General features: G+C 46.9%; 23 protein-coding genes and 1 pseudogene. 18 read left to right on the forward strand and 6 right to left on the reverse strand.

Annotated elements, in window-relative coordinates:
- Positions 1 to 6: 6 nt before the first annotated feature.
- The 15 genes and pseudogenes from AC3WT9_RS32275 (at position 7) to AC3WT9_RS32345 (ending at position 16648) form a co-directional block, all read left to right on the forward strand.
- Positions 7 to 1170: an SMP-30/gluconolactonase/LRE family protein gene (locus tag AC3WT9_RS32275; protein WP_341091486.1), complete on the forward strand. Its 1164-nt coding sequence runs from the start codon at positions 7 to 9 to the stop codon at positions 1168 to 1170.
- A gap of 24 nt (positions 1171 to 1194) precedes the next feature.
- A complete protein-coding gene (locus AC3WT9_RS32280; protein ID WP_341378030.1) occupies positions 1195 to 1983 on the forward strand; it encodes an SDR family oxidoreductase in 789 nt (262 codons plus the stop codon).
- A 76-nt stretch (positions 1984 to 2059) separates the two neighbouring features.
- Positions 2060 to 2191 (forward strand): PTS sugar transporter subunit IIB, encoded by a 132-nt coding sequence (locus tag AC3WT9_RS32285; protein WP_341091488.1) that lies wholly within the window; start codon positions 2060 to 2062, stop codon positions 2189 to 2191.
- Positions 2192 to 2194: 3 nt separating this feature from the next.
- Positions 2195 to 2524 (forward strand): PTS sugar transporter subunit IIC, encoded by a 330-nt coding sequence (locus tag AC3WT9_RS32290; protein ID WP_341378032.1) that lies wholly within the window; start codon positions 2195 to 2197, stop codon positions 2522 to 2524.
- Positions 2525 to 2550: 26 nt separating this feature from the next.
- Positions 2551 to 3282, forward strand: a complete 732-nt coding sequence (locus tag AC3WT9_RS32295) for a PTS transporter subunit EIIC (protein ID WP_341378033.1) — start codon at positions 2551 to 2553, stop codon at positions 3280 to 3282.
- Positions 3283 to 3304: 22 nt separating this feature from the next.
- Positions 3305 to 4767: pseudogene (locus AC3WT9_RS32300) on the forward strand (glycoside hydrolase family 1 protein).
- A 250-nt stretch (positions 4768 to 5017) separates the two neighbouring features.
- Complete coding sequence (locus AC3WT9_RS32305; protein WP_341378034.1) at positions 5018 to 6022, forward strand: Gfo/Idh/MocA family protein; 1005 nt, start codon at positions 5018 to 5020, stop codon at positions 6020 to 6022.
- On the forward strand, positions 6019 to 6930 hold the full coding sequence (locus AC3WT9_RS32310; RefSeq protein WP_341091493.1) for an AraC family transcriptional regulator: 912 nt from the start codon (positions 6019 to 6021) through the stop codon (positions 6928 to 6930). Before AC3WT9_RS32305 ends, AC3WT9_RS32310 begins: the two co-directional genes overlap by 4 nt.
- A gap of 11 nt (positions 6931 to 6941) precedes the next feature.
- Positions 6942 to 8024 (forward strand): Gfo/Idh/MocA family protein, encoded by a 1083-nt coding sequence (locus AC3WT9_RS32315; RefSeq protein WP_341378035.1) that lies wholly within the window; start codon positions 6942 to 6944, stop codon positions 8022 to 8024.
- A gap of 105 nt (positions 8025 to 8129) precedes the next feature.
- Complete coding sequence (locus AC3WT9_RS32320; protein WP_341378036.1) at positions 8130 to 9716, forward strand: response regulator transcription factor; 1587 nt, start codon at positions 8130 to 8132, stop codon at positions 9714 to 9716.
- Between the two features lie 3 nt (positions 9717 to 9719).
- Positions 9720 to 11492, forward strand: a complete 1773-nt coding sequence (locus tag AC3WT9_RS32325) for a cache domain-containing sensor histidine kinase (protein ID WP_341378037.1) — start codon at positions 9720 to 9722, stop codon at positions 11490 to 11492.
- Positions 11493 to 11613: 121 nt separating this feature from the next.
- Positions 11614 to 13023, forward strand: a complete 1410-nt coding sequence (locus AC3WT9_RS32330; protein WP_341378038.1) for an ABC transporter substrate-binding protein — start codon at positions 11614 to 11616, stop codon at positions 13021 to 13023.
- A 42-nt stretch (positions 13024 to 13065) separates the two neighbouring features.
- The gene (locus AC3WT9_RS32335) at positions 13066 to 13953 is read left to right on the forward strand and encodes a carbohydrate ABC transporter permease (protein WP_341091501.1); all 888 of its coding nucleotides are present in this window, start codon (positions 13066 to 13068) and stop codon (positions 13951 to 13953) included.
- On the forward strand, positions 13950 to 14780 hold the full coding sequence (locus tag AC3WT9_RS32340) for a carbohydrate ABC transporter permease (protein ID WP_341091503.1): 831 nt from the start codon (positions 13950 to 13952) through the stop codon (positions 14778 to 14780). Before AC3WT9_RS32335 ends, AC3WT9_RS32340 begins: the two co-directional genes overlap by 4 nt.
- A gap of 26 nt (positions 14781 to 14806) precedes the next feature.
- A complete protein-coding gene (locus tag AC3WT9_RS32345) occupies positions 14807 to 16648 on the forward strand; it encodes a glycoside hydrolase family 127 protein (RefSeq protein WP_341378040.1) in 1842 nt (613 codons plus the stop codon).
- 135 nt (positions 16649 to 16783) lie between these two features.
- Here AC3WT9_RS32345 and AC3WT9_RS32350 read toward each other — a convergent pair whose 3' ends face one another.
- Both AC3WT9_RS32350 and AC3WT9_RS32355 read right to left on the reverse strand, forming a co-directional pair.
- Positions 16784 to 18049: a TerD family protein gene (locus tag AC3WT9_RS32350; RefSeq protein ID WP_341378041.1), complete on the reverse strand. Its 1266-nt coding sequence runs from the start codon at positions 18047 to 18049 to the stop codon at positions 16784 to 16786.
- Between the two features lie 51 nt (positions 18050 to 18100).
- Complete coding sequence (locus AC3WT9_RS32355; RefSeq protein WP_341378043.1) at positions 18101 to 18664, reverse strand: hypothetical protein; 564 nt, start codon at positions 18662 to 18664, stop codon at positions 18101 to 18103.
- Positions 18665 to 18831: 167 nt separating this feature from the next.
- Here AC3WT9_RS32355 and AC3WT9_RS32360 point away from each other — a divergent pair, with 167 nt between their 5' ends.
- Positions 18832 to 19167 carry an RQC-minor-1 family DNA-binding protein gene (locus tag AC3WT9_RS32360; RefSeq protein WP_341378044.1) on the forward strand — a complete coding sequence of 112 codons (336 nt, stop codon included), beginning with the start codon at positions 18832 to 18834 and terminating at the stop codon, positions 19165 to 19167.
- Positions 19168 to 19266: 99 nt separating this feature from the next.
- Positions 19267 to 19419: a hypothetical protein gene (locus AC3WT9_RS32365; protein WP_438496000.1), complete on the forward strand. Its 153-nt coding sequence runs from the start codon at positions 19267 to 19269 to the stop codon at positions 19417 to 19419.
- A 361-nt stretch (positions 19420 to 19780) separates the two neighbouring features.
- Here the strand turns inward: AC3WT9_RS32365 and AC3WT9_RS32370 are convergent, their stop codons facing one another.
- From AC3WT9_RS32370 to AC3WT9_RS32385, 4 genes are read right to left on the reverse strand one after another with little or no spacing between them, the layout of a single operon-like run.
- A complete protein-coding gene (locus AC3WT9_RS32370; protein ID WP_341091510.1) occupies positions 19781 to 20785 on the reverse strand; it encodes an ABC transporter ATP-binding protein in 1005 nt (334 codons plus the stop codon).
- On the reverse strand, positions 20782 to 21564 hold the full coding sequence (locus AC3WT9_RS32375; protein ID WP_341091511.1) for an ABC transporter permease: 783 nt from the start codon (positions 21562 to 21564) through the stop codon (positions 20782 to 20784). The genes AC3WT9_RS32370 and AC3WT9_RS32375 overlap by 4 nt, the downstream gene beginning before the upstream one ends.
- Before the next feature lie 28 nt (positions 21565 to 21592).
- On the reverse strand, positions 21593 to 22411 hold the full coding sequence (locus AC3WT9_RS32380; RefSeq protein WP_341091512.1) for an ABC transporter permease: 819 nt from the start codon (positions 22409 to 22411) through the stop codon (positions 21593 to 21595).
- Positions 22411 to 23604 carry a serine hydrolase domain-containing protein gene (locus AC3WT9_RS32385; protein ID WP_341378046.1) on the reverse strand — a complete coding sequence of 398 codons (1194 nt, stop codon included), beginning with the start codon at positions 23602 to 23604 and terminating at the stop codon, positions 22411 to 22413. Before AC3WT9_RS32385 ends, AC3WT9_RS32380 begins: the two co-directional genes overlap by 1 nt.
- A 447-nt stretch (positions 23605 to 24051) precedes the next feature.
- On the opposite strand from AC3WT9_RS32385, the gene AC3WT9_RS32390 reads away from it, so the two are divergent.
- Positions 24052 to 25005, forward strand: a complete 954-nt coding sequence (locus tag AC3WT9_RS32390; protein WP_341378047.1) for a serine/threonine protein kinase — start codon at positions 24052 to 24054, stop codon at positions 25003 to 25005.
- Positions 25006 to 25184: the final 179 nt, after the last annotated feature.

Genomic DNA, 25184 nt, shown 5'->3' on the forward strand with positions numbered 1-25184 from the left:
ACTCTAATGCCCAATAAACCAGTTAACTCCGTTAAACTTACTGAAGGTGTGAATCGTCCTAAACGCTCACTGCGTGCTAGGATATCCAGATGGGTTCTATCACTGCTCGCGGTGCTCGTTGTAGGATTACTCGTTTTCTTACTTTATCCTTCACCGGTCAAACCGTTAAAATGGTCCGCACCGACGGCTCCCTCTTTTGAGGAAGCGGGTCCGTGGCAACAGAACAACAAACTCAGTTCGGCTCAGCTAGTTACTGATGCCCCTCAATTCCCGGAATTCATTACATTCGATAAAGAAGGCCAGCTATATACAGGAGATTCAGACGGGAAAATTTACAGGGTTCCTTTCGATGCAGAGGGCAATCCGCAAAAAGCACAACTGTTTGCAGACACCCAAGGAACGCCTAATGGACTTATATTCGATGCCAAAGGCGATTTGATCGTTACGGATGTCCAGAGGGGACTGCTGTCTATAAACCCATCCGGGAGCATAGAGGTATTGGCCGATCAAGTGGACGGCAAGCCGATCTATTTAGCTAATGAGCTTGATATTGCCAAGGACGGCTCCATTTATTTCTCCGATACTTCTAATTATGGTAGAGTGACCTTCAAAGAAATGGCCGAGAACAAGCCGCATGGACGTTTGCTGAAGTACGATCCAATGACCAAGAAGACGACCGTTCTGTTAGAAGGTCTCTATTTTGCAAACGGGGTTGCCTTGTCTGCGGATGAAGATTTTGTGCTTGTGGCAGAATCGTATCATTATCAGTTGACCAGATACTGGATCAAAGGACCGAAGAAGGGTACATCGGATATTTTCGCAGACAATCTCGCAGGCTTTCCAGACAACATTACGCGTGATGACCAAGGTCATTTCTGGGTCGGTATCTTCACGACTCGCCTTTCTTTTGTAGATCAGATGCATAGCAACCCTTGGCTGGCCAGTACCATGGCTAAAGTGCCGCAGTCGCTGCTTAACGGCGCAAGTGCACCGGCGAAGCATGGGCTTGCTGCGGAGTTCAGTCCGCAGGGAGAGCTAATCGGAAGCTGGCATGATCCGGAAGGCAAACTGTATGGTGTAACTACGGCTGCAAGCCATAATGGTTATTTATATATTGGAACGGCACCTGGAGGCAGCAAGGGTGTTCATCGTGTGCTTTTAACAAAATAAGATTGGAATCTGGGAGGGTGCAAAATGAATCTGGATGATTTGGAGCTATCTTGGAATGAGAAGGAGAGTCTGACCGGTAAAGTGGCCTTGGTGACAGGCGCCAGCAGCGGAATCGGGGCATCGATCGCCAGGAAACTGGTAAAACGTGGCGCCCATGTGACTGTAGTGGCACGCCGGCAGGATCGATTGGATGAGCTGGTTCAGGAATTGCATAAAGAGGGATTATACGAGGTTATGGCGGTACCTGCTGATATTCAAAAGGCTGAAGAAGTACAGCATGTGGTCAATGAAACGATTAACCGCTGGGGCCGTCTCGATATTATAGTTGCCAATGCCGGATTCGGGTATCGAAGTCCATTGGTAGAAGTGGATCTGGAAAGATGGGAGGAGCTGTACAAGACGAATGTACACGGTCTAATGTTGACGCTGCACTGCGGGCTTCCGCCAATGCTGGGTCAGGGTAAGGGAGATGTCATCATCATCTCCTCCATTGCAGGCAAGGAAGTGATTGCCGGAGGAGGTCCATACAGCGCTACCAAATACGGCGTTAACGCCATAGCGTCTGCATTACGTTTGGAGACAATCGATCAGGGGATTCGCGTTACGACGATTCTGCCCGGGGCGGTGGCAACGGAATTTTCTCAGGTGGCCGGGTATTCCGAGGATGAAATAAGGGCGTTTGCTTCGAAAGTTCTGCCGTTACATCCCGATGATGTTGCAGAGGCAGCACTTTATGCATTGGAGCAGCCTGAGCATGTCAGCATTCCGGAACTAACCATTATGCCTTCAAGGCAAGCCCAGCGGTTCAAATAAAACGATGTCCAAATAGTAATAAAAGATCCGTGCCAAATTTGGCAACGGATCTTTTGTTTTTTTCGCCGAAGGAGATTTGGCTGCCGAATATCCTAGTATCCCGGTAACGACAATTGAGATGATGGCTTATGGCATGATGGCTTATGGCATGATGGATGGGGATAAAGTGCTGGATACAGCAATTGAACTTATGGAGAAGGGGGCTTAGTTCATGGCAAGCGGCGCAGAATGGAGGGGCAAAATCCAGAAAGCCAGTACCAAGATTCAGAAAAATAATTATATCAGTGCTATTTCCAACGGGCTGATGGCTTTGATGCCGATATTGATCCTGGGTGCGATATTTTCCCTGATTAATGCTTTGAAGCTGGAGCCTTACCAGAACTTTCTGGAAAGTTCCGGCCTGAAGACGTACACTGCGATTCCGGCTTCGATAACAACCGATTTAATCGCTCTGTATGCAGTGTTCTCCATCGCTTACAATTTTGCGGTACAGCTTAAACAACAGGGATTCTCGGCAGGAATTCTCGCACTGATGCATTGACTCCCGGCTTCATTATTGTTTTCGTGATGCTGATCCTGACAGCGATTTTCGGAGCGACGAAATATGGAAATATGCATGAGTTTGTCTTTTCCATTATCCAATTGCCGCTAACGAGTCTCGGTGGTACGTGGTGGGCAATGCTGATCTGTATTTTCTTAATCCATTTGCTGTGGTTCTTCGGTGTTCACGGTACATTGGTGGTTTACTCCGTAGTAGGACCGATCTGGGTAGCGCTTGGACTTGAGAATCTGGATGCTTACCAAAGAGGTGTAGAAGGCACTCATATTATCGGTTCGCCGTTCTTCCCGGTCTATGTGCTGATTGGTGGTGCGGGTGCAACGCTTGGCCTGATTATTGCCATGCTGTTCGCCAAGTCTACCCGGTATAGAACGCTGGGCAAGCTTGCAATTATTCCAAGTATTATTGGAGTTAACGAGCCGGTCATCTTCGGGATGCCGCTGGTGCTTAACGTGCGTTTCATGATTCCGTTTATTCTAACCCCACTGGTGAGCAGCGGATTGGCTATTCTTTTGACTTCGATCGGAATTCTGCCGGTTCTGCACGGTATTCAAGTGCCGCTTGGTATTCCGGTGCTGGTTAATGGCTGGATGAACGGAGGCTGGCGCGTATCCGCGTTCCAACTGGTAATGATCGGGGTAAGCTTTGCAATTTATTATCCATTCTTCAAAAAAGCCGATTTCGAAGCCTATGAGCTGGAGCAGCAGGCTGAGTCTAAGACGGCGGCCGCAGTAAATTAAATGAATAAGGGAGGCTTATCCGATGCCTAACCAGTTTCCGGAGAATTTCCTGTGGGGCGGAGCGGTTGCAGCCAACCAGGTTGAAGGTGCGTATTGCGAGGACGGCAAAGGGTTGTCTACCGCAGATGTGGTCAAATACGTTCCGCCGGGACAGCGCAAAGCTCTTGAGCATGCTCTCAGCATCTCCAGAGCGGAGCTTACTGCCGCTATCTCGGATACGCAGGAGGGGAATTACCCCAAACGCAGAGGGATCGATTTCTATCACCGTTACAAAGAAGACATTGCCTTATTCGCAGAAATGGGTTTTAAAGTGTTCCGGATGTCGATCTCCTGGCCCCGTATATTTCCAAACGGGGATGAGAAAGAGCCGAATGAAGCGGGATTACGCTTCTATGATGATGTTTTTGATGAGTTGAACAGATATGGCATTGAGCCACTGGTTACGCTCTTGCACTACGAGATGCCAGTGGAACTTGTTACCCGTTACAACGGGTGGGAGTCACGCGAACTGGTCGGGCTGTTCGTCCGTTATGCGGACACGGTCTTCCTGCGCTATAAAAACAAGTGAAGTACTGGCTGACCTTTAACGAAATCAACGCAGTAATCCGCTTTCCGTTTCTGGGGGGAGGTGTGCTGACCGAAGGTAAAGAGAATGAGAAGCAGGCTGCGTTTCAGGCGCTGCATCACCAGTTCATTGCCAGTGCTCTGTCTATCAAGCGTGCAAGGGAGATTAATCCGGAGTTCCAGGTAGGCTGCATGCTGGCCCGCAAACTGATCTATCCGTATTCCTGCCATCCCGGGGATGTGCTGAAGGCACAGGGAGAGAACCAAATGGCCCAGTTCTGTTCCGACGTTCAGGTCAGGGGGTATTATCCGTCATACATCAAACGGCATCTGGCTGATTATGAAGTAAACATTGAGATGGAGCCGGGGGACGAAGCTGTTCTGAAGGAGAACCTGGTTGATTTCCTTTCCTTTAGCTACTACATGTCCTCAACGGTCAGTACGGACGAGAGTATCACAGAGCGGACAGAGGGTAATCTGTCGTCGGGTCTGGTGAATCCGTTCCTGAAGACCTCAGATTGGGGCTGGCAGATTGATCCGACCGGTCTGCGGGTTGTCCTTAAGGAGATGCACGACCGTTACCAGATCCCGCTGTTTGTTGTGGAGAACGGTCTCGGTGCTGCAGATGTTATTGAAGCGGACGGTACAATCAAGGACGATTACCGCATCGAATATCTGGCTCAGCATATCGAGCAGATGGCCGAGGCCATTGCCGACGGCGTGGAACTATTGGGCTACACAAGCTGGGGCTGCATTGATCTGATTTCAGCTTCCACGTCAGAGATGCGAAAACGCTACGGCTATATCTACGTCGATCAGGACGATGAAGGTAACGGCTCCCTGGAACGCATACGCAAAAAAAGCTTCTATTGGTACAAGAAAGTCATCGCCTCCAGAGGGACCGATCTTACAAATCTTTAAATTGGAAAGTCTGGCAAAGACACAAAAATCGTTCCTGGGCAGAAATGTCCGGGGGCGTTTTTGTGCTGTGTTTTTTTCGTGAAAAAGGGCCGTAGTCACACGTTGGTCACAGTAAGCTTTACTAGATAATAATTTGGACTATGTCGTAATATTATATATTATTTGTCGTGTTTTCCTATTAAAAAAAGCGGCTCAGATATGTTACCTTATAGTGGGATGTCAGAATACTATATGTTGGAGGTTATGGAAAATGAGCATTGGCATTGGTCTAGTCAGCTTTTGGCATGTGCATGCTTGGGACTATGTTAAGCAAGCGCAGGCGCATGAGGATACGTTTATCGCTGCAGTATGGGACGAAGACGTGATAAGAGGACAAGAAGCGGCTGAAACGTTGAAGGTTCCTTACTTCGAGTCTCTCGATGATATGCTGGCCCAGGAGGATGTTAACGCTGTCATCGTGGATGCGCCGACAAACATTCATAAGGAGGTAATAGTGGCCGCCGCCAAAGCAGGCAAACATATCTTTACCGAGAAGGTTATCACTCCGACAGTGCAGGAAGTGGATGATATTATTACCGAGGTAAATCGGAATCAAGTGATAATTACCGTGTCCTTGCCGCGATTGAACGACGGGTACACTTTGTCCATTATGGAGTTGATTAGCGGGGGGCTACTGGGAGAGATAACGTATGTCAGAGTTCGCTTATCCCACAATGGGGCCATTGCCGGCTGGCTGCCTGAGCACTTTTATAATAAGGAGCAATGCTTAGGAGGCGCTTTGATCGACTTGGGATGCCATCCTATGTATTTAACCCGCCTATTTTTAGGTCAGGATGTGACGGGTGTAAGTGCCAATTTTGGATATATCACAGGGAAAGACGTGGAGGACAATGCAGTAGCAACCCTGTTTACAACCTCGGGGGCGATCGGTGTGGTAGAGGCCGGATTTGTGAACAGCCATTCGCCGTTTACCATCGAGGTTCACGGAACAGAAGGAACGCTGCTCTTCGGAACGCCGGAGGATAAATTACTTCTTAAGACGAATAAACCTGAGGGTACCTCGGCTAGCTGGACGGAGATTCCAATAAAAGATAATCACGACAGTGCCTTTCATCAATGGGTCAATCATATACAGAGTGATACTTTTGCGGATAATAATATTCAGACTGCCATAGAACTGACCAGATTAATGGAAGCTGCCAATCGCTCGGCAAAAGAAGGACGGGTCATCCGGTTAGCAGATGTAAGGGCATGATCTACCAAACGATGTCTCAAAAGCCGGATCTGCTGGAGAGACTCGATATTACTGTTCAATGGGGACATTATGAGATTGTTGTACTCAGGTTCCATTTAACCTCATTCCCGGCCGGAAAAATCATAGATTTCCATAATCATGCAGAGTTTGAGTTTCACTTTATTCCTAAAGGTAAAGGGAAAGTAATTCTCGCTGAGCAGGAGTACCCATTATCGCAGGGGATGCTTTATTTAACGGGGCCGGGTGTGATGCATTTCCAGGAGGCTGACCCGGAAGAAGCCATGGACGAACTTTGCCTCCATATTGATATTAGACAGAAAAGCAGAGCGGAAGTGGACCCGTGGGAGGCGGCAGAAGCGGAAGAATGTATCGACAAACTGCGGAAACTCCCCCTCATTCCGATCCATGACCGGCATCATGCCATGAATTGCTTTCTGGAAGCCTATGAAGCTTGTGAGGATAAGTTCACCGGATATTATACAGCCATCAAACAGTTTGTAATCAGTATTTTGTTAAAAACAGCAAGAGCGTATGATCCGGAAGGGGTTAGAGCGGAAGCGCCGGTGCGGGATATGCTGAGCTACAGATATGAATACGCTATTCAGTATATCAGGGCTAATTATTCCGGGGCTGTCACGCTGGACAATGTTGCAGAAAAGCTGAATATCAGCTCCAGACAGCTGCAGCGGATTTTTAATAAGGTCAATCCTGATCAATCCTTCTCCCAGATTCTTGAGAATATCCGTTTGGAAGGTGTCTGCCGCAAGCTGTCGGAGGGCAACCAGCCGATTGAACAGATTGCACAGTCTGAAGGTTTTACGAATGCTAACTATTTGCATAATGTGTTTCGCAAGCGGTTAGGAATAACTCCCGCGACCTATAGAAACGGGAAACATACGATAAAGTGAGGATGATAGGTATGAGTAAAGTGTATCGAATAGGCATAATCGGGTGTGGCGGAATCGCGAACGGGAAGCACCTGCCAAGTTTAAGCAAGCTGAACAATATTGAAATGGTTGCGTTTTGCGATATCGTTCAGGAGCGGGCTGAAGCAGCAGCACAACAATATGGAAGCAAGGACGCAAAAGTCTACACCAATTATCAAACGTTACTTAAAGATGGAACACTTGATATTATTCATGTGCTTACTCCCAATGAGTCTCATGCGGAAATCTCTGTCGCTGCGCTAGAAGCCGGCAAGCATGTCATGTGTGAGAAGCCGATGGCCAAGACAGCAGCAGAGGCCAAAAGAATGGTTGATGCAGCCAAGCGAACCGGGAAAAAACTAACGGTAGGATATAACAACCGTTTCAGAGAGGATAGTCTATTTCTGAAAAAGCTCTGCGAAGCAGGAGAATTAGGCCATATTTATTACGCTAAGGCACATGCCATCAGAAGAAGAGCAGTACCTACCTGGGGCGTTTTTCTTGATGAGGAGAAGCAGGGTGGAGGACCGCTCATCGATATAGGAACCCATGCGCTTGATCTGACCTTATGGATGATGGACAATTACCAGCCTAAGGTCGTTTTGGGAACCAAATATCATGAGCTGTCCCAACGGGAGAATGCTGCAAATGCCTGGGGACCCTGGGATCCTGCCAAATTTAAAGTAGAGGATTCGGCGTTTGGAATGATTGTTATGGAGAATGGTGCAACGATCATGCTGGAATCCAGCTGGGCCCTGAACTCGCTGGAGGTGGATGAGGCAAAATGCAGCTTGAGCGGAACGGAAGCCGGCGCGGATATGAAAGAGGGCCTGCGGATTAACGGAGAACAGCATGGCCGCTTGTATAAAAATGAGATTGAGCTGAACGCAGGCGGAGTAGCATTCTACGATGGCACTCAGGTAAGTGCGCCTGACCTGGAGATGCGAAAGTGGATTGAAGCGGTTGAGCAGGATAAGGAACCGCTCGTAAGACCTGAGCAGGCGTATGTAGTTTCCTTGATTTTGGAGGCACTTTATGAATCTGCACGCACAGGGAAAGCCGTTTACTTCGATTAAAGGCAATAAGCCTGAGCGGAATTTTGGCGCCTTATTACATGAAGGCGCTTTTTTCCGTTACAATAAATGAAACATTTCACCAAATTGAACAGGGGGCTAAATGGGATGAAAATAGTGGTCGCTGATGATGAACCCAGACACCTTCGAGGAATGGCGAATCTAATCAACAATCTGCGTCCTAACGTTCGAGTCCTGGTTGCAAAAGACGGGTCCAGCGCGTTAGAGCTTGTCAGATTGGAACGTCCGGATGTCGTGCTGACGGATATCCGTATGCCCAATATGGACGGGCTTACATTTTTGCAGCAGCTCAAAAAAGAAGAACTTCAAACGAAGGTTGTGATGGTGTCAGCTTATAATCTGTTTGAGTATGCCCAGATTGCCGTTAGACATGGTGCATATGACTATCTATTAAAACCTGTAGAGGCAGAGAAGATAGAGGATGTATTGCGGCGTATAGAGCAGGAGCTGCTCACAGAATCGATGCTGAACCTGGAAGCAGAGGAGTTGAAGTTGCGCCTTCACCATACCTCCTCCGCTTATAGAAACCGCTTATATTTAACCTGGCTAAACGGAAGCTTAACGAATCTTGAGCGGGATGAACTGGATACGTATGATTGGCTGCAGGGTGGCGGAGTGGTTATTTTCTCAGAGCTCAGAATCCGCCCCGACCGTCATGGTAATATTGAAAGCGCTTGCATACTGCGAAGCCTGGAGCAAGGATGGATGGCAGCGGGGGAAGCTGTTACGATTCCTTTGAATGTACTTCTGGAGAATGGAGTCCAAGCCGTCACAATTATCCGTAAAGCCACCCTTACCCCGGAGAAAAGAAATGAAATTCGTGCCATCGCTTCCGCTCTATCCTCAGAATGGGAGAATACAGGTCAGCTTACCCACGGGATAGGACTGGAATGTAAATCATTATTGGAAGAAGCACCGCAAGCTTACAGGGCAGCCCAAACCGTAAATAAGTTTAACTTTCATGACTGCTGGAAAGGGATTCTGTTTCAGGATGAGCTGCGGCTGTCCCAGCATCTAATGACACTTGACATGGATAAACTCTTTGAAGCTCTGCAGGGAAATGATGCGGACATGGCTATAGAAATGTGTATTGGAGCGCTCAGAGCGCTTTCAGATGATGGGCATACAGAGCCGATTATTTTAAAAGAAAATGCCTCGCTGCTGCTTATGAAGGTTAAAAGCAGGGCGGGAAATATCGTTGACCGCCAGCTTGGGGATCTTCTAACGAAAACGGCGATTATGGAAATTCAAGCTTGTGGATCTTATACAGAATTGATTGCGCTGGTAGAGGTTACTTTACAGAAGGTTCATTATGCATTACAACAGGCACGGCTGGATAAAAACGAAATTATCGTTACGGGCTGCTTGAGTTGGATTCAGGAGAATCTGAAGGAAGATTTGTCTCTTGAACGAGCAGCCGCACACTTTTCTTTTAATACCTCCTATTTTAGTACGTTGATTAAAAACCGTACGGGAAAAACATTCTCCGATCATGTGGCGGAAGCCAGAATGAGGCGGGCTCAATTGCTGCTGTCCGCGAACAAGCTCAGAATATATGAAATCTCCGCAGAGTGTGGTTATCAGGATACCAAATATTTCTGCAGGGTGTTTAAGAAATACAATGGCATCTCACCCGAAGCGTTTAAACACTTCACGTCTACAGAGGAGATATGAGGAATGAAGATGACCTTTCGAGCCCGGTTGTTTGTCAGCTATATCTTTCTGATCGGAATTCCACTCCTTATTTTGGGGTCCCTTTTCTATCGGACCAGCCTGCAGGTCGTGACGGAACAAGCCCAGAAAAATGTGTATGAGATTGTCAGGAAAAATAATGAGATTATGGACATTAAGCTGCAGATCATTGATCAGAACAGCCAGGCAATGTTCATAGATAAGGATTTATTCAGAATTTTTAACCAAATGGATCCCCAGAACGAAGTAGAGCTGTTTGAAGCAGACCGTCAGGTAACTGCCATACTAAGTAAATATTTTTCCAACAATGAGGATGTGTATGCTTATCAGTTATGGACTTCCTATTTTACTTTCGGCCAGTTGCTGCCGCAAGGAGATCCTACTCAATCGGATATATACCACAAGGCACAGCAGGCAGGTGGGAAATTGGTATGGTACCCTACATATAATTTTGTTGATATGTTTAATCAGCCCTACTTAGAGTCCGGCAATCTGGATTTCCGCCATTTATTTTCTGCGACCAGACTGCTTGATTTCTCTCTGCTGAGCAATACGACACTCGAGAAGATGGATGTTCAGGTGGAACGGCCCGTTTTAGCAATTAGCTTTAAAGCGGAAGCTTTGAAATCTCTATATGACGAAAGTATCCCCGAAGGCTCGGACTTCCTGGTGCTGGATGAGGATCAAAAAATCGTTGCGGGCAGTAAACCAGGGAAAATCACACAAACCTTCTCAGACTCATGGGTAGAGGAACTGGAGCTGGAAAGCAGCGGTGCACGAAGAATGACACTGAAGGGCCAAGCTGTAATCGTCTGCTTCGACCGTTCGGAGGTGACAGGCTGGATATCCATTGTATGGATGCCGGAGTCCTCACTGGTTGGCAGTTTGTTGCAAAGCATCCAGACATCTATTGTCCTCCTTGCCGCTATTATGGGACTTGTGGCGCTCATTTGTGCTTTTTTTATTGCAGGCAGGATTACCAAGCCCATTAAGAAGCTGCTTGCTGCCATGAGATCCGTAGGTGGAGGGGATTTTCAAAAGCAAGTTGATGTTGAAACAAATGATGAGTTTGGCATACTTCTTCAGCGCTTTAATAAGATGAACGACCGGATTCGGCTATTGGTTATAGAAAATTACGAGATTAAATTAAAAGAACAGGAAGCCGAGATTCTAGCGCTGAGTATGCAAATGAATCCTCACTTTCTGTATAATACGCTCAACGTAATGAACTGGACGGCTATTGAAAACAATCAGAAGGAATTAAGCAAAATGCTGGTCAGTTTATCCAATATGCTGCATTATACTTCACGGAAAGACTGGAGTGCTGTTCATTTGTCAGAGGAAATCAAGTGGATGAACAACTACTTCTATATTATGTCCGTTCGTTTTGAGGACAAGTTCACAGTACATTATGCGATTGAACCGGAGCTTTACGAGTACAAAATGCCCAGACTTCTATTTCAACCCTTTGTTGAAAACGCTATCATGCATGGCTTTGATCAGACAGAAGCAGGGGGGGTGATCAGTATCCGTGGCTGGATCGACAGCGGAAAACGTACTTATGTTATTGAAGATAATGGTAGAGGCATGAGTAATGCCACGATCCATGAGATTTTATATAAGGAATCCACTTCGATAGGCATTAAGAATACCATTGCACGTATTCAAATGACTTATGGCGACAGCTATGGTGTTGCCATTAATTCCTTGCCGGGAAAAGGAACCATGATAGTGATCACCTTACCCCTGAATACCTAATAATAATCCACCAATCTAAAAAGGTTCGGGTTATGTAAGCGCTATTACGGACCTTATAATATAAGCATCATAGACTGCAGCTATGAACCAAGCGGGATTGAAATTGAAAGGGGTTTGAGAAATGGCACGACAAAAGAAATCGCAATTTGTGCTCACGGCTCTGTTGTTGATGCTGGTTACCATTTTATCTGCATGCTCGAAATCCGATACCGGCAGCAATAGTAACGCGGCACCCTCAGCATCCGGCGATGCAGAATCACAAGATCCCATTACCCTTCGCCTGTCAGAATGGGGTTCACCCGATGAAGTAGCTGCTTACAAGGTAGCGATTAAGAAGTTTGAAGCGAAGTTTCCAAATGTCAAAGTTGATCTTCAGCATATTGCAACAGATTATGATACGAAGCTGACAACAATGGTAGCGGGGAATGATGTACCCGATGTTGCCATGATGGAATCGGGTACCATTGCTTTTCCATTAGCTGAACAAGGGAAATTCTATAACCTTCAGGAATTTCTGGATTCAGACCCGGATATCAACGTAGACAAACTGGTGCCCAATATTATGTATTCTCTTGAGCCTGGTAATGTGATTGGTATAGGACCAGGCCCCGAATCCTTTGGTCTTTTTTATAACGAAGATATCTTTAAGGAAGCGGGGATTTCACCTCCGCCTGCTAAAGCCTCGGAAGCATGGACATGGGATGAATTTGTAGATGTTGCTAAACAACTGACTGTGGATACGAAAGGCAGAACGGCAAAGGATGCTGATTTTGATTCTAAAAATATAAAGCAATATGGTGTTAATGCTTCCACTTGGTGGGGAGCCTACAGCAACTTTATATACTCCAACGGCGGAGATTTTATCTCGGAGGATGGGAAGACGTTTGCGCTTAACCAGCCGGAAGCTGTCGAGGCGTTGCAGAAGGTATCTGATTTAATGAATGTACACCATGTTTCGCCATCACCCGTGCAAGCCAAAAATATACCGGCGACGAATGTAGCGCTTCAAACCAAAAAGGTAGCGATGGCTATAGACGGGCAATGGGCAAGCGCAGCCTTGGCGCAATCGAAGTTTAACTTTAATGTAGGGGTACTGCCAGTCTTGAAAGAGCCAGTAACTACCGTTGTTGCGGGAATGTTCTCTATCTTTAAGTCAACCAAACATCCGCAGGAGGCTTGGGAGTTGTTAAAGGCGTTGCTTGATCCAGAGTCTTCTATTGATATGATCACTGCAGGCACATGGATGCCATCCTACAAGGATTGGTATACGGACCCGGCATTGTTGGCTAAATGGACGGAGAACCTGGATGCAAGACCTTCGGCTTATAAAGAAGCTATTATAGATGTGCTATTGACGAAAAGTCATCAGACACCAACGGGTTATGTGAAAAATTTCAATAAAATAATGGATATCGTGAATCCGGCCTTGGATAAAGTATGGCTTGGTCAACAGACCGCGCAAGAAGCAATGGACTCCATAGCAGCCAAAGCACAAGAACAAGTTCAAGGACGCCGGGATATCGCACAATAATCGAAGAGACGGCGTTCGGATTATAGAAGATTGGAGGCAGCTATGCGAAAGGGACTGTTTTACGGACTATTATTTACGTCTCCGGCTATACTCGGGTTTATTATTTTTACACTGGGTCCCATGATTGCAAGTCTGGTGCTTAGCTTGACGGATTATAACGTATTTAAGGAGCAAACTTCCTTTATTGGTTTTCAGAATTATTCGAGAATGTTCTCAGGTGAAGATGAGCTGTTCTTCAAATCGTTAGGGGTTACTTTCTATTTCGTTATTCTTCGGGTGCCAGCCGTTATTATTCTTTCTTTTTGTATTGCCTTGCTGCTGAACATGAACGTTCGGGGCAGAGCCATATTTAGGACGATTATCTATCTTCCCAGCATTGTGCCAGCCGTGGCATCGGCGATGATCTGGATGTGGCTGCTGAATCCCGACCTGGGACTGATCAATTCCGTGCTCAGCTGGCTTCATTTACCAACCAGCAACTGGTTATATGCGGAGAATAGTGTTATCCCGTCTGTTGTACTAACCACATTATGGGGAATTGGAAGTACGGTGATTATTTTTCTGGCAGGCCTATCAGGTATTTCCAAGCAGTACTACGAAGCGATTGATGTGGATGGTGGAGGCTGGTATAGCAAGCTGCGCCATATTACGATTCCAATGGTTACACCGACGATATTTTTTAATACCATCATGACCATCATCGGATCCTTCCAGGTATTTAACGAAGCTTATATTTTAACTGAAGGTGGACCGAATAACAAAAGCTTGTTCTATGTATTTTACCTCTGGCGTACAGGCTTTAGAGATACCGAAATGGGGTATGCATCTGCTCTGGCGTGGATCCTGTTCATCGTCATCATGTTCTTTACGGTTATTGTATTTAAAACCTCGAAGTCATGGGTGTATTACGAAGGAGGGGAGCGTACTTGAGACAGTCAAAGCTTTCCCTTGGATCTGGTTATGCAGCGCTTATATTCATCTCCCTTTTGTTTATCGTACCGTTCGTCTGGTTAATCCGCAGCTCGCTCATGGATTTATCGCAAATCTTTACGATGCCGCCGGAATGGATTCCGAGGCCGTTTCATTGGGATAATTTCCATAAAGCCCTTACTGTGCTGCCGTTCGATACTTTTTTCACCAACACGATTATTATTGTAGCTAGTGTTCTTGTAGGTACAGTCTTAACGAGCAGCATAGCAGCCTTCGGATTTTCACGGATCGTGTGGAAGGGCAGGGATACAGTATTCGCTATTCTTATGTCCAGTATGATGCTGCCTGCTGCCGTAACAATCATTCCAAGCTTTCTTGGCTGGAAAATGTTTGGTTTCTACGATACGTATTATCCATTAATCGTGCCTGCTTATTTCGGTGGGGGAATTTTCAACATTTTTTTATTGCGCCAGTTTTACTTGACGATCCCACGGGACTTTGATGAAGCGGCATTCGTGGATGGAGCTACCTATTTACAAATATACACGAGAATTATACTTCCGTTAAGCCGTTCGGCGGTTATCGTAGTTGCACTGTTCAGCTTCCTGGCTTCCTGGAATGATTTCATGGGCCCCCTGATTTATTTAAAAAGTGATCATCTCTTTACCTTGGCGCTTGGGCTGCAAATGTTTCAAGGTTCGTACACTGCGCAGTGGGATTTGCTTATGGCGGCTTCAGCAGCAGTTGTCTTGCCTTGTGTAATCGTATTTCTAATCGGACAACGATATTTCCTTGAGGGGATTACATTATCAGGTCTGAAGGGGTAATGACAGGAAAGTGAGGATACCTCATAATGACAAAAATTAAAACACATCTAAGTAATTGGCAGGGTGTGCCGTTCACGAATGTAACCATTGAGGATGTTTTCTGGCGTCCGCGTCTGGAGGTGTTGAAAAAGGTTACGCTGCCTGCCTGCCTCACGAAATGTGAGGAGACAGGGCGTATATCGAATTTCGCCAAAGCGGGAGGCTTAATAGAAGGGACTTTTGAAGGCATTTATTTCAATGATTCCGATGTCTATAAGGTCATCGAAGGTATTGCCTATTCGCTTATGTCGGAGCCGGATACGGAGCTGGAAGCGCAAGCGGACCGGATTATTGACCTTATAGCCTCCGCCCAGGAACCGGACGGTTATTTGAGCACTTATTATACGCTTGAAGCACCCGAGTCCAAATGGACGGATATGGAGAAGCATGAGATGTACAATGGAGGGCATTTAATCGAGGCAGCGGTTGCTTATTTTGAGGCAACCGGCAAGCCTAAGCTTCTTGATGTCGCTTGTAAATTGGCGGATCATTATGACAGTCTGTTTGGTCCAGGCAAACGCCATTGGGTGGAAGGCCATGAGGAAATTGAGCTTGCTCTTGTAAAGCTCTACCGTGTTACCCGGGAACAACGATATTGGAAGCTCTCCTTGTGGTTGCTTGAGGAACGTGGACATGGATATGGAGTTGGAGAAATATGGGACACTAAGGAGTGGGGCCCTGCGTATTGCCAAGACGATGTTCCGGTCAGAGACATCCAGCGGGTGACTGGTCATGCTGTCCGGGCGATGTATTTATATACCGCTATGGCGGACGTGGTTCACGTGTCGGGGGAACCTGATTTTGTTGATGCCCTGCATAGAGTATGGTCACATACGGTAGAGCGCAATATGTATGTGACTGGGGGGATTGGTCCATCCGGCCATAATGAAGGATTTACACATGATTATGATTTGCCGAATGAATCCGCTTATTGTGAGACCTGTGCCGCTATCGCCATGGTTTTCTGGAATCATCGCATGAATCTGTTGTTTGGAGATGCCAAATATGCGGATGTGGTGGAGCGGGAAATGTACAATGGCGCTTTGGCAGGAATATCGTTGACCGGAGACAAGTTTTTCTATGTTAATCCACTGGCTTCGAAGGGCGATCACCACCGGGTGCCTTGGTTTGACACCTCGTGCTGTCCGACGAATTTGGCACGGTTCCTCCCGTCTATTGGTCAATATTCATATGCTCAGACCGGTCAGGGCATTGCAGTCAATCAATATATGAATGGTGAAGCAGAGATCGTAATGGAGAGTGGGCTGGGCGTTAAGCTCAAGCAAACCACTCAATATCCTTGGAACGGTAAAATTGAGCTTACGGTGGAAGCGGATAAAAGTGATTGTTTCAGCATTTATTTGCGGATACCTGGCTGGTGCAGGGGTTATAAGGTTAAGGTTGGAGGTAAATCCTTGCCGGGAGTTGAGGCGTTGACTGAGCAGGGTTATATCGCTATTCATCGAGCTTGGTCACAGAACGATACGATTGAACTTGAACTGGATATGCCTGTAGAAATCATTCAGGCGAGGCCGGAGGTGCTGGACAATCAAGGCCGGGTTGCCATTCAGCGAGGTCCTATCGTGTATTGCCTGGAGCAGTTGGATAATTCCCGGCTTTCCTATGATGGGTATTCATTTTCTGCCCATGAGACGTTACTGGTGGAGCATCAACCGGAACTGCTCGGCGGCGTTACTGTTCTGAAAGGCAAGGATGGGGAAGGTAGACCTTGTCAATTCATCCCTTATTATGCCTGGGACAACAGGGAATCAGGATACATGCAGGTTTGGATACGGAAAGCGGAAGATAAGGGGCTGTATAGCTTTTAAGAGAAAGAGGAGTTGATCTTCATTGAAGGGCATACTTCAATCATAGTCTTCCGTTAAGGTTCATTCCTTCCGATAAACGGATAATCGGAAGGAATGACGTATATATAACTTTCCCTCCAACGATTCCGAATGCCGCTATTTGCTACCGGCTTCCCATCTTAGATTCCAGTTATAATACTGATCCAATTCCTGGTGCCCGGCGAAATATTCTACGAGTCTCTCCACGCTGAATGTCTCATCATTGTGATTACGAATCATGGCGATGGCACACATCCCCTTATTGTTGTTATGCTCATCCAGCCGGACCTCGATCTCTGGTCCGCTCTGCTGCTTGATGGTTACAACAGCGTCAGCCTCCGACCAGTTCGTAATTCCCTCATAGATGAAAGCAAAGATAACAATTCTGCTGATTTCGGAAAGATAATGGCCATTAATCCGCAGATTCTCGCCCGTGACAATGGATCCGGTGCGGTCATCCCCGTCTAGGGAGATATAAGGCGGTCTGTTCAAGCTTCCGAAGGATTCTCCGAGTGCTTGGACAGAGCCTTTAATGCCATTTTTTAATTCAAACAGACAACCAAGGTCAAGATCGATGCCTTTACTGCCGAACCAGCCCGATGATTTTTTTTGATACCAGTTGAGATTAATCAGTACCTCGCCCAGGGATTCCGTCCCTTTCTGGAGATTGATCATCTCCCCGCGTTTCTTAAGCAAGATGGTATTGAGATCTAGAGGAGGGGCCTTAGGCCGTGACCGCAGCTCTGGGAGAGGAATGGGTGACTGCTGCGATTGAATTACTGGGCTAGAGGGTAGAACTGACGGCACTATGTTATTAACCTTTATTCCATAACTTTCGCATAAGGCAGCTAAGCCTCCTGCATATCCGGAACCCACAGCGCTGAACTTCCATTCATTATTGTATCTATAGATTTCTCCGGCGACAATGGCGGTCTCTACAGAAAAAGCTTTACCTAGCCTGTAGCGGATAAGTTCTGTTCCATCAGCGGCGTTGATAATCCGTAAATACGCATCGTCCAGTAGCGAGAAGTTTTGCTGCCGCTTTTCACCCTCATAAATCGTTAGCGCAAATGCAATCCGTTCGTAGTCCGTAGGAATTTGCCGAAGCTCAACAGCGATTTGGGTGTTATCGGTTAACCCCGCGTAGGCTCTTTTATCGGACAGTAATACAGCTACGGATTGATTCGCAGCAGAAGGGTTGCCATAAAAAATAAGATCGTCATCTTTAGAGACTGTCTGGGCCGGCGTAAGCAAAAAAGCAGAAAAATCAACCTCAACCTCAGATCTGGTATTATGCCAGCCCATTCCTACTATAATACGGGTAAGTAAAGGCTCGTCTTTCGTTAAATTACATTTTTGTCCCTTAATCAGATCAAATGTCATTAGAATCAGCCTTTCAAAAGATTAGTAGCGCTGGATCAATACCTGAGCAGGTTAGAATCTGCCACGTCTTCCGGCGTCGAGATTCGGGCCGTTCAGACTGGATAGCTTCTCCAAGGAATGTTCGTAAATACGTACAATATCCTGCACCTTTTGGAACTCCGGATCCGAAGGACCCAGATTGTCCATGAACATACGCTGCAGGATTTCCTTATAAAACGAAATGCGGCTTCCGATAAGCCCACACTCGTAATCAATGACCTCTTCAACCGTGTGCTGCTCAACAAAATCCATCATGTCATCGGCCGGGCTATCGTGTGACTCCCGCTCATTGCGTGCAGCAATCGGAGTGTTAACATTCTCGAGGTTAACGGTGGAACGTATATCGGAAAAAAGAATACTTTCTTTCGCCAGCATTACCTGAAAAGGCTTGTGCTTGAACAACTCTTGTACGACAAGAGTGCACATCGCCTGATTCCCCAGCAGCATACCATCAAAAGGGTGAAGAACCCATCCCCTGTCATCCCGGTACAGGCTGAACGTGAAGTATTCACCTCCATATTCATATTTCAGATTTATAGCAGTCTCTGAAGTAAGCTCATATTGAAATGCATCCATTGTTCTACTTGCGCCTCCTGCTTCTTTGTTCTTTGTAATTATATTAGCATAGCAGAATATGGGGAATCTTGGGAGAGCGGATTTTCCCCTTTATTATTTACAACGGATTTAGAGATTTGGTAATGTATAAAAGTACATGTACATCCCAATGGGTAGGAGGAGACGTGATGGGCAAAAAAAGCCCGAAAGTCAAAGTTCAGTTGGATTCTGGAGATATTCGCACTCTGGCAGACCAAGAGATCAAAGCCATCCTTCGTGCTGCTGATGAACTAATTATGACTGGAGGGAGGAACCTGCTCGCCAAAATTCTGAAAGGCTCTAAAGACAAGAGTGTGCTAAAGCATGAGCTTCAGCTATCTCCCGTCTATGACTTTTATCATGAATTGAAGCTGGAGGATATTATGCATCGAATCGACTGGATGATCCGCAAAGGGTATCTGGAAATCGAATATAGCGACAGATTGCCGTTGATAGTTTTTTCGGAAAAAGGGTGGGCTATATAACGTGAAACATATGCTGAGGAGTTACTGCTCAAGCTTGGCTCATTGCTGGACGGGCATGACTATTCTTATGTAGAAACGCTTAAGGATCGCAATCGCGGAATGATCCTTCTACTGATTGAGAAGATCAAAGGGACAGGCAATGCCCGTTTTGTGCCCCTGCTTAGAACCTGGCAAGCCATAGAATACAAGAAGGTGCAGGCAGAACTCCAAAGTGCTGTACAGTATTTGCTAAAAGAAGGCCAGATTAAGTGATGTGCGAGGAAGAAAAAGCAATGGGTTGGTACTATTTCGCGCCCGCCTGATCCAACCCTAAGCCCCAAACACCAGCTTCTGCGATAGGTTATCGAGTCCCTGAATTCCTTCTCCTGAACTTCGGACCCCACAGCCTTTATTTTCTCTAATTGACACATTTAGCAATGCTAACGGACCGTGCTGCACTTATTCCCCTCCATCAGGCATGTTTCACGCGGAAGGTCAGCAATTAGCTGCATCTGAGTCCGGAAGGTAGACAAAACAGTGTTTATGGTGGAAATAAAGGCTCCTAGGTCCGTAGTAATTCACACGACTCCTTCACCATACCTTACAGTAATATGATCCAGCAGGAGTCAAACCGCTAGCCGGGCACCCCACCCGCATTCTCATAAATATTCATGACCACCTGCTGGATCGGCAGTTCCTTGACCGAAATGTCGGAGAAGCGGTGCTTCCTGGAGATTTCTTCAATAAAATCGCTGATTGAAATAAGTGCCGTATCCACTTCAAGCGTAATTTGAAAGTCTGACGGGCGCTCGACCACCTTGGTGTAGGCATTGTCGAAGATGGTTTTGTGCACAGACTCTGCAAAAGTAAAACTGACCCGTTTCTTATCCCCCAGAAAAAGCTTCAGCTGCTGAAGCGATTCATCAAAAACCTTTTCCCCGTGGTTAATGACAATGACCCGGTGGGCAAGCTCCTCCACATCCTCAAGATCATGGGTGGTCAGAATACACGTCATATTATGCTTCTTGTTCATCTGGTGAATGAATTCGCGGATTTTGACCTTGGCGATCACATCAAGCCCGATGGTCGGCTCATCCAGAAACAAAACCTCCGGCCGGTGCAGCATAGCCATGACGAATTCGCATTTCATTCGTTCGCCAAGGGACAGCACTCGTGTGGGCTTTTCAATCACATGTGCAATATCCAGCATCCCCGTCAGCTCTTCCAGACGGCGTTTAAAGTCCTGATTGGCGATTCCGTAGATTGCCTTGTTCATGTTGAAGCTGTCGATAGGCGGAATGTCCCAGATCAATTGGGATTTCTGACCGAATACGGCTCCGATTTTGCCGACATAGCGCTTCCTGTCCCGGGCAGGCGAATAACCAAGAACTTGAATTTCACCGCTTGTGGGAAACAGCGCACCGCAGAGCATTTTGATCGCCGTTGATTTCCCCGCCCCATTGGGACCCAGAATACCGCAGATTTCCCCCTGCCCAATGGCAAAGCTGATATCGTTGACGGCGTTGACCACGACCTCTTCACGCTGGAAGAAGCTCTTAAAGGTCTGACCCATACCTGCGCCCCGCTTATAGGTTTTATACGTTTTAGTCAAATGCTTCACATCAATAACCGGCATCATCCGCCTACCCCCTCGTACAATCTGATCATATGCCGGTAAATCCATACTCCTGCCGCCAGAAATAAAAAGCAGGGCAGAACAGCAGCGAAATCGCTGGCATGCACCCGTCCTAGGAGAGCGGAAGCAGGGAAGAAGCCTACCATTCCCACAGGAATTATCATCGTGGCCAAAGCTTGTACAGCCTTCGGAAATATGGGCAGCGGATATTTTCCAATGTGCAGCACACTGTCAGCAAGTTCGGAAATTCTCGAGTTGCCCACCCATTTGAAGGACATAGCGGCCATCATTAGAGATAGTCCTGCCAGGACCGCCGTCCCTGCGATAAACATCCCGGCAAATTGGAGCCAGAATAGGACCGGAATGGTGCCGACATGCATAGCGGAGAATATGAATAGCGAAACCCCGCCCAGAAACAGGCCAACACTTTCGGTAGAAAATGTTGTGGCAACAATAAAAAACAGCGGATTCAGCGGTTTCATAAGAATAACCTCGAAGCTTCCCTCACGGACATGCGACATTGTGGTCCAGAGAACGCCGCCGAAAATAAGGCTAGAAAGGCCGCTGGACATGGTGAATACAGACTGGATCAACAACACCTCGAACAAGCTCCAACCGGGAAAGCTGGTGCCCGCCCGGTAAATAAGCAGGGTCACCAGCGGAAACAGAATGTTGCCGGCCAGGGTGATCAGACTGCTGATAATGAAATTCATACGATAGGCCACAGCCGACTGCAAAGCAGAGTACATGCACTGCCTGTAAATATCCAGATACCGTTTCATGTAAAAAACTGTCCTTTCATGGGGGCATTCACGCGCCGACAGCAGTAAACTGCTTCATGGCCAGACGGCGAACAAGCTCGTTTAATCCGAACGTAACGAACAAGGCCGCCGCCTGTATGCCCACGGCTTGCTCAATGGAAAGCTCAACGCCTCCAAGGGAGTAATGGCCGGTAAAAACCATTGCAGGCAGGTAGGCCATGTACTGGAACGGCAGGAAGAACTGGATCACCTGAAGCCAGTGCGGAAAAAAATCAAGCGGAATAAGCGCACCCGAAAAAATACCCGACACCAGCATAAAAGCGCTTCGTATTCCAGCTGACTGGACAAGCCAAAATGAAGTCAGGCCGATCATGTAGTTCACATAAAAAATCATTAGAAAGGCAAGCAGCACCGACAGAAGCATCCATGGAAAGCTTGCCGGCCGCATATCAACTCCAAAAATAAAAATGAAGATCAAGAGGCAGGGTAAAAATTCAAACAGGAAACCGAGAGACCGATGCCCGATCTTCTGAAACAAAGCGAAAGAACGGTGATGAATCGGGCGCAAATGAAAGGTAAGAAACTTACCGGTGCGCACAAGCATGGATAAGTTCCAATCGGCAAAATCCATGACCAGGTAACCGATAAGCGCAGTAGCGCCGAAATAGCGGATCATTTGGGGGAGTCCGATACCGCCGAGCGAAGCATGATCTCCATATACCGCCGTCCAGATATAATATTGCACCATAAAATATACAGGACCGACGATAATGGACACCATGGAGTGAGTGCGGTAGGCACTCCATTCCTTGTAAGTTACCTCCGCCACCGTCCGGCAAATAAGCCATTTGCGTTGCAGGCTATTCATCAGGTGAGTCCAGACCAAATGATATTAGTTACATTAAATAGGCCCTCTGCGTACCAATTATCACCGGTAAAAGGCACAAACCATACAGCGGCAAGCTGCTCTGTAGGGTCGATGGCCATGCAGCAGGCTCCAGCGCCTTCATGAAAATAGCTGGTTGGAGAGTAGAGGAAGGCGGGGCCTCTCCTCATATCCAGTCCAATGCCATAGCTCCGGTCTTTGACATCGTTATCCCAGCAATAATCGGGAACCCCGTACAGGGTGCGGGTCGTGATCTTCTCAACCGCTTTGCGGCCGACGATACGGGTATCGCCCAGTGTTCCCATACCTAGGAGCATGTTGGCGAACCGGATGAGGTCGGCTGGCGTAGAGGCAAGGCCTCCGCCGGTGCTGGAGACTGTATCCCACAGCTTTTCCTCTGGAGAGACTTCAGGCAGATTACCGTTAATTAGATCGTTCAGCCGCTTCTCACGTCTCTCGTTTCTTATAATGGCGCGTCTGGCTAGCTCCGGCGTCAGTTCCCAAACAGTATCCTTCATGCCAAGAGGCTTCAGGATTTGCTCTTCTATGTACTGTTCCGCGGTTACGCCAGTCACTTTCTTGATGATTTCTCCGAGCAGGCAGAAGCCAAATGAGCAGTACTGCCATTCCTCGCCGACTTTTTTATTGACCCCGCAGCTCAGCGCGGCTGTGATCCAGTCCGGATCCCCATTCTCAGGGTTATATTTTTCGAAATATTCACCGATTAATTGCCAATAAGATTTATGATAGGGAACTAAGCTGCCCGCACAGTCGGGAAACAGGCCCGAGGTATGGGTCAGAAGGCTGTAAATATCGATTTTGTTAAAAGGGTCCACGTTAAACTGCTCCAGGAACGTGCTGACAGGAAGGTCAAACCGGAGAATACCGTCCTCCACAAGCTTGGCCATTGCTACTGAGGTAACGGCTTTAGTAATGGATGCGATATTATGAACAGTTGTCGGTAAAAGCGGCTCGGCCCTGTCTTCCCGGAACGAAAGCGGTCCCATAGCACCGTGCATAAATGTCTTTCCATACCTTGAGACGCAGTAAGCTGCGGCCTGGATTTTATTTTGATCAATCAGGTTCTGGAAGTGGTTGTGCAAAACCCCGATTCTCGAAGTATCATAACCTACCTCTGCCGGTGAACAGTCGGTAATGCCTGGCGTAAACAGCATACATATATGCCTCCTTGAAATTATTAGCACCATGCAAGGATACCTAATCTATCTAAGCGCTTTCACAGGAACTCGCTTATTCGTGCCGCTCTGCATGGTAATAGCTTTCAGCACGATACCACTTAAGTATATTTCCAGACATTGGATGTTACAATGGCGAATTTGTATATAACCATACTTGCCCGGGTGATGTGTTGTGTATGAATCTTAATAAAGGATGATATTAACAAAGGAGAAAAAGATTGCAAGAATGGCATATAAAAAGGTATAAATATATATGTGACTTGTCCGGTAGAGATTTTTGACAACATTTTTATATTTTTTTGGTGACTGATTAAAAAATTGAGCAACAGCGGTCGATAAACATCATATACGAATAATGCAATATTCATATTCACTCGATTTGCATGCAGTCTAATAGAATTCTAACAAAAGAGAGGGCTGGCTGTGGACGGAAAATCAAATGCTTCTGCCTTGCCGCGTAACACATTGCTGAATGGCGTCTATCAGATCAAAAAAGTAATATCACGCAGTGAGCTTGGAATCGTCTATTTGGGAAGGGAAAAGGAGACGGGAAAACCAGTCGCAATTAAGGAGTTTTATCCGGCGGTGCTGGCCCGGCGAAAAGCTGATAAGCGTACGGTTGAAATTCGATTGGGGAATAGTCTGGACAAATATGATGAGCTTCTGCATTCGTTTATGCAAGAGGCGGAGCTTCTTTCTGAATTGAAGCATCCTCATCTTCTGAAGTATCTTGCTCATCTGGAAGCTAACGGGACAGGATATATTATTATGGAATACTGCCAGGGAACATCTCTGGATAAGTGGCTGAGTGCACGTGGAGCGGTTGACCGCGCGTTATTCATCAATCATACCTTACTACCGTTGGTGGAGACGCTGGAATACATACATACTCAAGGCATTATTCACCGGGATATTAAGCCCTCCAATATTATGATTATGGAAGATGGCACTCCGAAGCTTATTGATTTTGGGTCTGCAGTCCGGCTTCCGCTTAAGGAAGGGGAGAAGCAGACAATCTTTACATCAGCATGCTACTCTCCCTTGGAGCTTTACTCTGAATTGTCACCTCATAATGAGATGTCTGATATATTCAGTCTGGCTGCGTTATTACATTATTGCTTCTGTGGTGAAGCACCTGCCGATGTGAAGCTGCGCTTGTTCGATGAACAAATTCCTGCGGTTAGGACCAAGAATCCGGAAGTCAGCCGCTGGCTGTCGCGAACCGTTCATTGGGGACTGGCCATGCGCCAGGAACAGCGTTGCCCGTCACTCGCCAAGTTCAGGAGGGCACTGCAAGTTCAGTCTTTTCTATGGAAGTGGAAAGGTACAGCAGTACTTGGGAAGGCAGCGATGGATCTGTCGTCCGGAAAGAAATAGGACAACCTCAGGACAACCTCTAAAGGTTGTCCCCAGATTGTCGAGAAACCCAGGTCATTTTTATGACTGTGGGTTTCTTTTTACGTTCAGGCAGAGGTGAAATGGGGAAAAGGAGGGGGTTACCCCCGCTTTTCCAGGCGATCCAGGTGGATCGCTATCTTTTTCATGTTCTGCACGGA

The sequence above is a fragment of the Paenibacillus sp. EB106-06-01-XG199 genome (genome assembly GCF_058791575.1).